This window comes from Mycobacterium uberis, from assembly GCF_003408705.1.
In the GTDB taxonomy this organism is placed as follows: domain Bacteria; phylum Actinomycetota; class Actinomycetes; order Mycobacteriales; family Mycobacteriaceae; genus Mycobacterium; species Mycobacterium uberis.
In genome coordinates this window covers 244,493-256,812 of sequence record NZ_QAYL01000006.1, presented here as the reverse complement: position 1 = coordinate 256,812, position 12,320 = coordinate 244,493, and the positions used below count along the sequence as shown (strand labels likewise).

The following is a 12,320-nucleotide window of genomic DNA, read 5'->3' as shown; positions in this document are numbered from 1 at the left end:
CTGCTGTCAATGGCGTTGACGACTCGATGCTAGCAGAACGTTCAGCTAGATCAAAAGACAGTTTCGGCGTTGTTGACCTCAGTGTCCGAATAGCTCGCGGCACCGTCTTGCTAAGGATTCTATAAACTGCCCAGAAAAGATTTGGAACCTAAGCGAAGATCGCCGGATCAACCGGCTCTCCCGGTCTATCCGAAACCGCGGCTTCAGCAACGGTTCTGGCGTACGACAAGTAGCCTGCCGCCAAACGTTATTACTGACAGCTGTATCCAAGTCCTGCAGTCGGCAAACACCATCATCACCAACAACATCACGAACGCAGCCGCCAATGCCTACGCAATTCTGCTTCCGACAGCGGATATCGCCAATAAGCTCGTGACCACTATTGCCATAGTAAGACATTAATCGCTTCCTAAGCGAGGTAGAATAGGAATTCGACGGTGACCCCGTGAACGACCTGATCTACACATTAGGCGCTCACATCACCGCTAACACCGCGTTGTATGCCCTTGCCGGGAGGTTTCGAACTTCAGGTGCTCTTAAACGCTCTCTAAGGCTCGAGGACAAGCTTGCGTAGCACACCCGCGCATCAGCTATACATTGCAACGCTACCTGCGCTTATCACAATGGATAACATTGCAGCGGAAGCTATGTCAGGTCAAAGAAAACCAGCTAACCCAAGCCCTAGGAGAACAAGGCTGCCGAGCCTAGGACCTGAGTTTAGGTACTCGCCTCACGCCACACCCATCATGCTGACGTTGCGTAGCAGCAACCGATTAACCCGAAGGATAGGGGGACGCCCACGGCAAAGCCGATGGTCAATAGATTACCGTCGGTGGTCAGCACTTGAATCGCTTCGTCGAAGGCCGCGCCACAACGGGATCTACGGCAATTTCCACACCACGGCCATAGGTATATCCCCGCACCCACTGCGCCCAAATCATCAGTCAACGGCACCACCACATCAGCACCCAACGACGAGACATATTCTGCTGCGTTCGCGCGGCACACCACTGTTATCATTTGTTTCATGCTCATCACCTTGGCGATCTGGACTGCCACCGCGTCAACCCCGCCGGCAGCGCCTAACACCAACACGCTGCCAGTTGACCTCATTACGAAGCGACAAGCTAAGACAAACACATGGTAGATAGTTAGCCAACAACACTACCACTTCAGCATCATCCCGTTCTACGGGACTGCAGATCGCGCTAGCCACCGAAACGACCATTTGTTCCACATAGCCTTGAAACACTCCAAGCGCGGAAACCCATTCGCCCACATGCAAACCCAAACCAGACCGTGCCAACTGTACGAGACCCTCGGTTTCTATCCCCGTCACGAAAATCGGCGACAACATTGCTACCATTGCCGGAAATGTTGTCTATATCAGTGGACAACATCCTGGATTGCTCGAAAAACTCTCTTATACAAGATAGTTTTTCATGTGGCTCTACAACTTGAATCCGGCTTTTCGCCCCAGCCTCCACCGGATCCGGTGACAACGATGACACGGCCTTGCACTCCGGACATCAGGCTCTCTTCTGCGAAAGCGATTCGGGGGAAACAACAGTCAGAACAACCTGCGAGTCAGCTTGAAAGCTCGCTTGGTGTAAGGCGGGTAGATGATTCCCGAGAAGTCAGGCCGAGTCGGCTTGGTCAACACCGACTTGCGGTGGCTGAACTCATCGAATCCCCACTTGCCATGGTAAGCACCTATGCCGGACGCGCCAACACCGCCGAACGGCAGCTTCGCCGTCGACACCTGGCAGGCGAGGTGGTTGACTAACATGCCACCCGCCGGCACCTCCCGGATCACCCGTTCACGGATTTGACGTGACTTGGTAAACAGGTATGCTGACAGTGGCTTAGGTCGCGCATTAATGAAACCTATTGCCTCGTCCAAGGATTGGACAGTAAGCACCAGCAGGATCGGTCCGAAGATCTCGTTTGTCATCAACGTGCCTTCCGGATCGGGGTCGACGACAACAGTCGGCTGAACACGCAGTGTCGACACGTCACACTTACCGCCCACAGCAATCGTACCCTTTTCTCCAGCTGCGGATTCCACCTCCGAGAGATAACCGCTCAACCGATCGAACTGGCGCTGGTTGACGATACGCATTCCGCTCGGATCGTCTTGGGACCGGAACTTGGTGATAGCGGCGCTGATCTTGTTGACGAGTTCGTCGCGGATCGTCACGTCGGCCAACACGTAGTCGGGAGCCACGCACGTCTGGCCGGCATTCAGGATTTTGATCCAAGCGATCCGCTTGGCCGCCACGTCAATGTCGGCGTCACGGGCCACAATCACCGGACTCTTGCCGCCGAGCTCGAGGGTGACTGGGGTCAGATGCTGTGCCGCACTTTCGTAAACTTTACGGCCAATCTCGGTGCCGCCGGTGAACATCACGCGGTCCAGGCCCTGCGCAATCAGTTCCTGACTGACTGCGCCATCGCCCTCGATCACCGCGATCGCATCGTTGTCCAGATAACGCGGAACGATTTCAGCCATCAAGTCTGCCGAAGCGGCTGCGATCTCTGACGGCTTGAGCACCATCGTATTTCCCGCCGCAATGGCCCCGACCGCTGGTCCCAACGTCAAATAGAACGGATAGTTCCAGGCACCGATAATCAGCACGGTCCCATACGGTTCATACTCTACCCAGCCACGACCAGGTAACTGCGAAACCTCGAGGAGTCGGTATTTACGTCGCATCCACTTGCGCACTTTTTTGGTCGCGTACTTCGCTTCGCTGACGGTCGTTGCAATGTCGGCGATATATACTTCAACCCGGTTACGGTCTAGATCGTCAGCGAGCGCTTTGGCAATCGTGCCCTCGTTCTCTGTCATCATTGCCTGTAGTGCACACAACTGCTGCGTACGCCACTCGACGTTACGAGTGCGTCCACTGGCAAACGTCTGACGAAGCCGCGCTACAGTAGCAGCACTACTGATCGCCGGTGGAGCGTACGAGGGAACCTCGCTCTTGGAAGCGGATGCCTTCGGCGCAGTTGATTCGGTGATCATCAGGACTCTTCCTTCCCGCAGCTCCCTATCGCCTTCCGCGATAGCGCTCATCGGCGCTAACTGCGATCCTAATCACCTGGCTGGGCCAGCAGTAGGAAGATCCAACCGGGATCAGCGCTACCAGCATCCCCCAACACTGGCTACAATTCCCCAGGGATCGTTTGCGGTGTGCGTCGTCACAACCGCTGAGCTGTCACAAACTCGGCAAATGCATCCTTGTCGTCGGCCATCGGCACACCATCGACCCAGCGGCCCGCCCGGCGCATCTCGTCCGGCGCACTTTGAGCGGTGGCCCACCAACCGTGGCAGTTGAGCCAGTCGGCAACGACCGCCCGATTTTCATCGTGGTAAATCAGCTCCTGCACGTCGACAGACTGCTCGAAGCCAAGCGCATTGGCCACCTTCCTGAACAGCACGCGCATCTGTTCGCGTCGTTCATCGCCGTACAGAGGCAAAGTTTCAACCGCAATCTGGCTGCCTAACACGCTCAGCTCACTGATTTGGGTGAACAGCCCGTCCTGGACATCGGCAGGCAAGTACATCAGCAACCCCTCGGCCAACCAAGCCGTTCGAACGGACGGGTCAAAGCCCACGGCTCGCAATGCCGCCGGCCAGTCCTGGCGTAAGTCAATGGGCACCTCACGGCGATCAGCCGCGGGTTTCACGCCATTTGCGGCCAACGTCGCGGACTTGTACGCCAACACCTTAGGCTGATCAATTTCGTACACGGTGGTACCAATCGGCCAATCCAGCCGGTAGGCGCGAGAATCCAGCCCGGACGCCAAGATCACGACCTGGCGGATTCCATCGGTGACAGCGTTGTGGAAGTAGCTGTCGAAGAAGTTCGTCCGAACCGCTTGGTAGCTACGCATGTGCTCGACCATGGCCGCAGTTTCGACGTCGATGGCTTCCACCTTGGCCACCATTGACGGATCAAGCATGGCTTCCCATAAGACACCGGCACCGGTGTTAGTCACCAGCAGTTTGGCGTAAGGGTCACGGATCAGTGCATCGGGCCGATCGGTTTCGACGGCTCGGGCGGCGGCCACCATCACCGCGGTAGTGCCGACGCTGGTCTTGATGTCCCAAGTGTCGTCATGGGTCCGCATTGTGCTCATCGCGTGCTCCCGCTCTTAATAAGATCCTACTGAGTTTCTTAATAAGATCCTACTGAGTGGTGATTCGTCGGGTGGTCCGACATGGATGCGCTCGCAGCAGCATACTGCGGATGCGGACGGCCTCGGCGGCTAAGTCTTCCGGTATTGGGCGGCCAAGCCGGGCCATCTCGTCCCAATTGTTTACGCTGCACACCTGCCAGCCGTGGTCGACCAGCCACTGCGTGGTATCCGACCGGTCAGGCTCGTGGTAGATGAGCTCTGGAACGTTGGCGTCCAGACCGAACCAGTCTCGCATACACGACCATCGCTGAAAGTTACCGCTCGAATTCGAGCTGAACACCTAGACAGCGATCTAACTACCCGGTGCACTTCGGGCAATAACCATCTCGAAAAGCCAGTTTGACTACGTCGTTGGGCAGATACGGCAGTAAGCTCTCGGCTAGCAATGCGATCGGTTTGGGGTCGGTCGAATCCGACCACGGTTAGTGCAGCTGGCCAACCAGCGCGCAGAACTCACCACGACCAGGCAGTGCCCAGTAGTGGTTTTTACACTATAAACCATTGCAGAATTCCGCTCTATGTATTCGAGAACCTTGGGCTGGTCAATTTCGTAAACCGCAGTGCACGGCAGCCAATTCAACCGGTACGCCTGGGCGCCAATGTGACCACCTGAGGATCGTGGGTCAGGCCAATGCCGTGAGTGCGGCAGCCCAGGGTGAACCGTAGCCGGCGGCGGCCCAGCTCGTAGCCGCAGGCAGGCGGTTCGGCATGTCGATCAGGGACTCGAGCTACCCACGCAAGTGGTTCCTGCTAGGCACTGCGATTGGTGTCATCGCCAGTCTCGGAGCTGGCGTATTCGATTCGCGCTGCGATACACCGGGGAATTTCTGCTCGGCTGCCTGGCATGCAGCCACAGCTCCACGCCAATCGGTGAGGGTGGCAACTACGGCTCTGCTGGCTTCCAACACCCACGAGCGATCCCGTAGTGACCACAGCTAGGACACCATTATCAGCATTGATCGTAGCCGGATTCGCTCCGGAAGCCACCGGTCAAGGCACCAACAAAGCAATTGAGGCAGCACATAGCGATTTGCATGTCATCCGCGGCAGGGTGGTATTTGGTCAGGCTGGTGTCCAGCGGGCCCAAAATTGACTCCGGGGGTCACACTGAACCAAGAGCTCGAAGGCTCAAATCTTGGCGGGCTCCTCTTCGATACTGACCCGACGGCTCAACCTGTCCGACGAAGACGGCAAAGCCGCAGTGACACTGGGTATCGGCAGGACCTTCGTCATACTACTAGACGACGCGGTATTGGTGGCATCGATCGGCTCTTCGACTACCGCATCCCGACCCCGGGATTCATTACTTTTATAACTTAGAGTAAGCGGTGCTCAGAGCGATCTTGGTAGTTAACCTGATGTTCGGCTACATCGAAGCCTAACAGCTCTTCGAAAGTAGGGTGGCCGCTGCTGTGGTTTGTGGTGATCGGTTTGGTCGCGGTCGGCTACCTATACGTCCGAATCTTCCATGCGTCGGTGACAAGAACTCGACGGCTTCACAGCGGGCTGGTGTTCAAGCCCACGCTGGGTGGACTCCTAGTCGGTATGCTGGAATTGTTGATGCTCCAGGCCTTAGGCAGTAGGTAGGGCTGAGCACAACTGGCTGCCGATCAGGGATAGTGAATGGCGATTCCGTTGTGGCTCGTCATAGCATTCCCGATCGCTAAAATCTTCGCCACATCGGTACCGGCGACTTCGGTGTCCTCGTTAGATCCCGGAATCGTGAATTAGGGCGTTTGTCGTAGCCACAATCTGGTGGCTACTGCAAATTGCCTGGACTATCTGGCCCAGGGATGTTTGACGTGGTCGGCACGATGACATGCTTCAACGGTGCCTCCTGTTCTCCGGTGACCATCATGACCATGGTCGCCGAGATGACCGGTTCATTTTCGGTCGTTCCAAGAGCTATCCTCAAGGTTGGGATCGCATCGTTGGTGATGTCAAACACCAACGTCACCTCTACGAGGCTCAGCTTCTAAATAGCCAAACTATCCAATGGCAATCCGGTCGTATCGACTCCAAAAAACTTTAGCATAACGTCGTTATCGATCGGATGACCCAGCAGTGTCAAGCCAATCATCTTCAGAATATAGCAATCATCCAACGACACAGAGTCGACATCACCAAACTCCCGTTGCGTGATCTCGGCAGCAGTCCACGCACCAACCCCCAGCAGCGACTGCAACACTTCGCGCGCCTACCACTATCAGTCATGATATCAATCGTTCCAATGACGCCACTCGGCGCACGCAGCTCACCACTGTCTGAACCCGCCTCAGATCAACATTGGTGCGGTAAAATTCGCATGACGGGATGTCTTGCCGCACCTGCGCCGACGGCGGTACCTGCATCGACATCGAGCATCGCAGATAGCATCTCGACGAATTCTTCAGCACCACTGCCCGATGCCGCTCAATAGACGAAGGTAGCAGCCACACGGCTGATCCTCGCCGCGACGGACCCTGCGGCCAAGCGACTGGTTCGCCAGATCATGCCATAATCAAGGGCCGGAAAACACGGATCCTAAGGACCCCGCCGCAGCGGCGTCAAAGTGTGCTCGAAGCTGGCCGTCCCGGGAAACATAACAGTATGTACGCTCTTCACCACATAATTCCAAATTCCAACAAATCAAAGATTCGACAAAGGTATCCTGGCGGAAACTATCTCCCAAAACAGAATAGCGACGTGATGACGCCGTTCGACGACCCACAGGCCGAACTGGCGTGGATGTGCTTGCACTGTCTGTGCAAATGTAGCGATCTCGACCAAGGCTTCGCGTTGCTCAACGGTAACTCAAATCTACTGAAAAACCGTCACCCGTGATTAGTTCGATAAGCAGGCCTCTGCGGCACACCATCGAACAGTACAAACAGATCTCCGAGATCACCGTCTAACTAATTTGCTGTGTCAACGAAGGTGACACCGTGGTCATTAGGGGCAGGTCAACAACGCCACTCCCGGCAGCCGGTACAACAGCCCCTTCATCTGTACCTTCGATACCCGCGATGGACTGATCGTGGCCATCTGCGAATAATAATGATACTCGCTCGTTGGTGTTAGCGTTCTTCTAGTCACGGTTATCACGGCAAGACGGTGACTTCGGTTTTTTTACAATAGAAAGCGAGATGCCTAGCGGTCGTTGCAACTACCGAATACGAATTTCATACGTCCAGATCGCATCGTCGACGATGTCATCGACAACTGTGGTCATGCGGTAATAGCTGACATCACTTTTGAACAGGCAGCAAGTACTGGTGTCGGTGTGGGACAGCCGATGCTGTGCTATATAGCCTAACGAAATATATTGCACCCCAAAAGAAGTTACCCTACCGTAATACCAACGCCGCGGTCGTGTCCCCGACCAGCTCACCATCAACCCAAACTTAGACCTGTCTCTCTAATATTGGCTCAATTGTGATCAGATACCCAACATTAGATTCTAGGAGTTAACGATGACTTGTGATTAATACATCCTCAAACACAAACGCCTTGTACAACACCAGCCGGCTCTCAACAACTTCCCAATGTTAGCGGTGAGCAAGATGAACACTCGGCCGGTATTCCCGTCAGCCAGTGCAAGTCCGTCACCGACGCCAAAAACATCCGACAATTCGCGTAAGCGGGATATGCGCTATTGGCACGACTCGATGACTTCGGGGTGGTCGATGTGATACCAGTGCACACCTGCAGCAGAATCCCGCCGATACACACGGGTGCCCAGACCACAACCCACGTGCAGCATCACCGTTTCATCATGCGCTGCCAGTTATCGACGCGTCCAATTGTCGAAGTGTGCGGAGCAAATCGCGACTGACGATACCCGACGTGCGTTGATAGTTGTTATTTCCCAATAATAGTCGCCCTGCTCCACGACTGCCTTAGCATACCGGCCACGTAGGATCGCATGGCGCGCGTCGACGTCGAGTACTTTAGTATACAGCATTGCCAGCACGGTCTAGGGCAAGTCGGTTAAGTGCGACACGCACCTGCTCTATAGACACGAACCCTATTCTGGTAGAGCAATGATACTCTATTCGAGCGGTATTGCATCACAACTCAGAATCGGATGGCCTAGTGGATCAATATCCTCGACCGGACACGACTCCAATCCAACTCTCGCACGGCCTTGCCGTGGTCAATCTCGGATTCGGCACGTATCATTCGCACTGACGCGAGGCCGACTTCAGTGTCTTTGCCGGCAAGTCGAGATCGCAAGTTGCCCAACACCCCCCAATCGCTCAACATCAGCACTAAGGCACTCGCAATGTTCACGACGTCCCACAACGGAGTCATCCGTTCAGAGATTAGGTATCGTTAGCCAATGCACCCGCGAAAATCATTACCCGAACGGCATCGTCGAGGCTGATAACTTACAGCTTGATGCCGTTCATCAGAAATGGCAGCTTGCCGAAAACCACGCCAGCAATGAAAATGAAGGCGTCATGCGGGTGCGGCCCTAGTCTCCCCTACCACACATCGTCGAGAAGCACATTGCGACGGTAGGACACCCAGCATCGACCACGTAACACATCACCAAATCCTCAGCTTGCAGCCTAGTCGTAGTTGAACGTTCCCAGGGCCTGCGTATTGCAGAACCATTGCGTTCCCACCCGCGCGAAGCGCAGCGAGTTATAGATGTCTTCTTGACGATACCACTGGCTGTTACCGACGTAGGTAGCGATAAAGATATTCGTCACGTTGATCACGATACCGTCATTCGGGATCGAGTATAGGGTTATCCAGTTCGCATGATGATGCGTCCGGCGGGTTCGTCGATAACTGACCACAACAACGGAAACACAATCATGTAACTCTCCGGAAAAGTCCTCATCGTCTGCTAAACTCAAGCACACACCTACTCGTACTCGTGCCCCCATATGGTGCCCACCGCATGCTCGATGTACTCAACGTCCGGTGTGTACTGAGCGGACCGAGCATCCCAGTTTCCTGTTTCAGCGGCGCGAACGACCGTCTTCTCGAACTTCTCAAATGTGACGAGCAGTTCACTGCGAGAGAACAGCGGGATGGTTACGCAGGCACTCAGAAAGTGCTGGCTAGGAGAATCTTCTTGACATAATTTGATCGTATATACGGTTTCCAAGTCCCGTTACATCTCACCGCTGGAGTGTATCCTGAAATAGCGAACGTTGTCGGCCCCAGCCACCATGCGCTGGTAAGGCCAGTTAGGGAGGGACAAGCAATGGCACGCACCCAAAAAGCGATCCTTGCCGGCGGATGTTTCTGGGGAATGCAAGATCTTATCCGCCGCCAACCTGGTGTGATCTCGACCCGGGTCGGCTACAGCGGCGGCGAAACATCCAACGTGACATACCATCATCACGGCATGCACGCTGAAGCCGTCGAGATCATCTACGACCCAGCGATTACTGATTACCGCACGCTATTGGAATTCTTTTTCCAGATCCATGATCCGACAACACGAAATCGGCAGGGTAACGACCGGGGTACCAGCTACCGGTCAGCAATCTTCTACTTTGATAGCGAGCAAATGCGAATTGCGCTGGACACTATCGCCGACATCGATGCCTCCGGTCTATGGCCCGGCAAAGTGGTAACCGAAGTCAGCCCCGCTGAGGATTTCTGGGAAGCCGAACCTGAACACCAGGACTACCTGCAGCACTACCCCAACGGTTACACTTGCCATTTTATTCGCCCCGACTGGAAACTGTCACGGCAAGCCGCTGCCGACTCCAAATCCGACAGTTGATCGGCTAAGACTCGAGGAGGCCAACATCGACGCACGACAATCCGCTTACCATCCTTAGGAATATAAGCAACCCCTCGTGAGTGCCACCGCTCGCCAAGCATTACGGCAGTATCGGTAGTGAAGTGGTGCAACGGTCGTTTGAAGCACTATATCCACAAATGTGCCCCATACAGCAGCGTGTGCCTCCCCTGATCGGAATTCACACGAAAGAGGACGGCTTGCATCCGACGTACTGCCTACGGATCGAAGCGCTCCAGATCTGGGAAAATTTCAGGATTTTCGTGTATCTACATAGTGCATAACAAGATTGAATCTTCTCGTGCTATGGTTTATTCGCTGAGCTGGCATATAGGCGTGATAGACGCGCCGAGCGACGGTCGATGTACGCCAGACTTCCAGAGTCGTCGCCTGGCACAGCTCACGTCTGGTACCCTCATCGGCATTGCCGGCCTCATCGACAAGCGGCGTTAACACTTGAGGATACTGACTCAACCGTTCGAAGGCCAAACCCAGAATAGTCGCGGTGATTTCCTGTCCGGTGGCTAGCAGTTAACACTGCTAGCCACCAATATCCTTGCATGACAACACCGTAACCAGTAAAGCCTATCCCCACAAACTGTAGCGATCAAAGTTACGTTCGGGTTTTCGCGTAGCGGCCAGACGTGAGCCTAGGGTGACTCGCGGCGGGAGAATAGGGCGTAGCTCGTCTAGTTCAGCACCGCCGGGCACCGACGACCACGCGCAAGATGGCATTGATTGTGATCAAACTCGTCAACGGCAGCGGGACAAAAAGCTGGCCTCGAGGCCAACTCTCGTTCTCCCATAACTTCTCTTCTTTGATAATGTGCTCGCAGTTCTTCATGCTCTTGCCGTGCAACGGCTGCGCTAATAACCGCCACTACCGGCGGTGAGCCTCGCCATCAAGCAGGAAGACCGAGTCGGCGCTGAACAACCTGTTCAGGTTCTGCTGGATTTTGACCAGCTCTTCTGTACTAGTGGGGAAAATATGCTTGGCTAACTGCGGACTAACAATAACGACAATATAACTGTATATCGGAGTACTTACGTCGTGACGCCACAAAGACAAGCTCTGCCAAATTGTCGGCAGCCAAGCGATGGAGGCAACCTCACCGCGAGCGACGCCGGTGGGGCGGTGACTACTGTGCTCATAGCGATGGCACTCCCAACGTGACCGCAGATCGGAGTGATGCAGCGGTGCATCACGAGTCTTTCCTGGTGAAGTACTCCGGGATACCAAGCCTAACAAGGGGTCCGAATTTCACACTGTGCTGCCTTAGCCTACTCCAGCCGACGATTACTAGCCCCAAAGCTGGGATGCAGGAACACCTAAAACGAATGCCGACGCGGTCTCCAAAATCAGCATCCCGACGTGGGGAGCTGTATCATGTTCTAATGTGGCTTTGCGCTCTCGTCGATAAGTATTTTCTGTCGCCCCGTCCAGCGCCGTAGATTGCAAACTGTTGTCCAGCTTGCGAATCAATCTCGGTGTCAGCTTGAGGTTGCAGCTAGCTGGTTTGCCGCCGTTGACTGCGCCGCTCGCAGGTATCTTGTTGGGCATCTGTGTGAATTGACCGCACTTGCCGTTGAAGATGGACGGTCCGTCCAGGAAATTATCGGAGCTGGCCATGGGTACGTCGATCACGTTACTTGGCCCTAAATATTGACCATTAAGTACCATAGGAAGCCAAGTTGCCCAACTCTTGCTTGAGCCATCCCGGCCCACAGAATCGCCGGGCTAGGCTTATCAAAAATGATCCGAAACACGAAATATTACGATGCGGCTATTGACTCGGAGCCAGCCCAACGACTTCATCACTGAAGTTGACCTCGGCACTGTGATGGCAATCGTGAAAATCCAGCTTGACGGCGGCAATCAGGTCTTCACTTCCTCAGTCACCAAAGATGCCACAGTCGAACTCGGCTTGGCTTTTGGTCAGTCTGCGACGGTGTTCATCAAGTCGACGGAAATAACGATAGGGGTCAACGAACTACCGACATGGCGCCGACCATGCGCGCCAAGCGCTTCCGTGCGTACACTAAAAGTTACTCCGAAAGACTTTCCAATTCCGGAGCCGAGAAGCGATGAAACCTTAAGTAAAGGTTCCTTTCTGCGGGATCTGCCATCCGGGCCTAAGTCTGATGAATGGAACATTTTCGACCAAAACACCGGTGGTGATGCAAGGCCACGAAGCGTCAGACATCATTAGCGAAGAAGCTGGACCCTGACGTGACCGGCTGGGCGGAAGGCTACCGAGTGATGGTCGCCACAGGTCAGCCATGCTAAGCATGCCAGAACTACCGTCGATGTGACATAGTGAACCGCACGCGAATCTAGCTGATGACATTTGCTTAAGATGGCACTTGG

The 12,320-nt window shown here is 54.8% G+C and carries 11 protein-coding genes and 5 pseudogenes; 5 read left to right on the top strand and 11 right to left on the bottom strand.

All coding sequences use genetic code 11. The annotated features are described in order from the left end of the window. Nucleotides 1-744 precede the first annotated feature (744 nt). From MUBE_RS17435 to MUBE_RS20710, 5 genes and pseudogenes are all read right to left on the bottom strand, one after another. Nucleotides 745-1,113, bottom strand: coding sequence for an MDR/zinc-dependent alcohol dehydrogenase-like family protein (locus tag MUBE_RS17435; RefSeq protein ID WP_243632863.1), 369 nt, complete (start codon nucleotides 1,111-1,113; stop codon nucleotides 745-747). A gap of 457 nt (nucleotides 1,114-1,570) precedes the next feature. Continuing rightward, nucleotides 1,571-3,031 carry an aldehyde dehydrogenase family protein gene (locus MUBE_RS05640; protein WP_243632877.1) on the bottom strand — a complete coding sequence of 487 codons (1,461 nt, stop codon included), beginning with the start codon at nucleotides 3,029-3,031 and terminating at the stop codon, nucleotides 1,571-1,573. Between the two features lie 173 nt (nucleotides 3,032-3,204). Next, nucleotides 3,205-4,137 carry a class I SAM-dependent methyltransferase gene (locus tag MUBE_RS05635; protein WP_116539775.1) on the bottom strand — a complete coding sequence of 311 codons (933 nt, stop codon included), beginning with the start codon at nucleotides 4,135-4,137 and terminating at the stop codon, nucleotides 3,205-3,207. A gap of 58 nt (nucleotides 4,138-4,195) precedes the next feature. After that, nucleotides 4,196-4,666, bottom strand: a pseudogene (locus MUBE_RS20010) (class I SAM-dependent methyltransferase); the annotation flags it as partial. A gap of 69 nt (nucleotides 4,667-4,735) precedes the next feature. Continuing rightward, nucleotides 4,736-4,807 (bottom strand): annotated as a pseudogene (locus MUBE_RS20710) (class I SAM-dependent methyltransferase); the annotation flags it as partial. Between the two features lie 534 nt (nucleotides 4,808-5,341). Here MUBE_RS20710 and MUBE_RS17430 point away from each other — a divergent pair. The 3 genes from MUBE_RS17430 to MUBE_RS17420 all read left to right on the top strand — a co-directional run bounded on the left by MUBE_RS17430 (nucleotide 5,342) and on the right by MUBE_RS17420 (nucleotide 6,185). After that, nucleotides 5,342-5,521 carry a hypothetical protein gene (locus tag MUBE_RS17430; protein WP_243632862.1) on the top strand — a complete coding sequence of 60 codons (180 nt, stop codon included), beginning with the start codon at nucleotides 5,342-5,344 and terminating at the stop codon, nucleotides 5,519-5,521. Nucleotides 5,522-5,625: 104 nt separating this feature from the next. Beyond that, the gene (locus MUBE_RS17425; protein WP_243632861.1) at nucleotides 5,626-5,793 is read left to right on the top strand and encodes a chloride channel protein; all 168 of its coding nucleotides are present in this window, start codon (nucleotides 5,626-5,628) and stop codon (nucleotides 5,791-5,793) included. A gap of 206 nt (nucleotides 5,794-5,999) precedes the next feature. Continuing rightward, entirely contained in the window at nucleotides 6,000-6,185 is a 186-nt protein-coding gene (locus MUBE_RS17420; RefSeq protein ID WP_341537700.1) for a hypothetical protein, read from the top strand. Here the strand turns inward: MUBE_RS17420 and MUBE_RS15610 are convergent. The 5 genes and pseudogenes from MUBE_RS15610 to MUBE_RS05600 all read right to left on the bottom strand — a co-directional run bounded on the left by MUBE_RS15610 (nucleotide 6,182) and on the right by MUBE_RS05600 (nucleotide 9,232). After that, entirely contained in the window at nucleotides 6,182-6,394 is a 213-nt protein-coding gene (locus MUBE_RS15610; RefSeq protein ID WP_165849697.1) for a DNA glycosylase family protein, read from the bottom strand. The two genes, MUBE_RS17420 and MUBE_RS15610, sit on opposite strands and share 4 nt — an antisense overlap. Nucleotides 6,395-7,351: 957 nt before the next feature. Next, the gene (locus MUBE_RS17415) at nucleotides 7,352-7,579 is read right to left on the bottom strand and encodes a DUF427 domain-containing protein (RefSeq protein ID WP_243632860.1); all 228 of its coding nucleotides are present in this window, start codon (nucleotides 7,577-7,579) and stop codon (nucleotides 7,352-7,354) included. A gap of 258 nt (nucleotides 7,580-7,837) precedes the next feature. After that, nucleotides 7,838-7,948, bottom strand: a complete 111-nt coding sequence (locus MUBE_RS20005; RefSeq protein WP_116539773.1) for a class I SAM-dependent methyltransferase — start codon at nucleotides 7,946-7,948, stop codon at nucleotides 7,838-7,840. Nucleotides 7,949-8,310: 362 nt separating this feature from the next. After that, nucleotides 8,311-8,785: pseudogene (locus MUBE_RS17410) on the bottom strand (Rossmann-fold NAD(P)-binding domain-containing protein); the annotation flags it as partial. After that, nucleotides 8,760-9,232, bottom strand: a pseudogene (locus tag MUBE_RS05600) (nuclear transport factor 2 family protein). The pseudogenes MUBE_RS05600 and MUBE_RS17410, both read right to left, overlap by 26 nt. A gap of 174 nt (nucleotides 9,233-9,406) precedes the next feature. Between MUBE_RS05600 and msrA the strand changes: the two are divergent. After that, nucleotides 9,407-9,934 carry a peptide-methionine (S)-S-oxide reductase MsrA gene (msrA, locus tag MUBE_RS05595; protein ID WP_116539771.1) on the top strand — a complete coding sequence of 176 codons (528 nt, stop codon included), beginning with the start codon at nucleotides 9,407-9,409 and terminating at the stop codon, nucleotides 9,932-9,934. Between the two features lie 1,318 nt (nucleotides 9,935-11,252). Here the strand turns inward: msrA and MUBE_RS05585 are convergent. Beyond that, nucleotides 11,253-11,597, bottom strand: a complete 345-nt coding sequence (locus MUBE_RS05585; RefSeq protein WP_116539770.1) for a hypothetical protein — start codon at nucleotides 11,595-11,597, stop codon at nucleotides 11,253-11,255. Between the two features lie 133 nt (nucleotides 11,598-11,730). Here MUBE_RS05585 and MUBE_RS05580 point away from each other — a divergent pair. Further along, nucleotides 11,731-11,937 (top strand): annotated as a pseudogene (locus MUBE_RS05580) (TOBE domain-containing protein); the annotation flags it as partial. Nucleotides 11,938-12,320 lie beyond the last annotated feature (383 nt).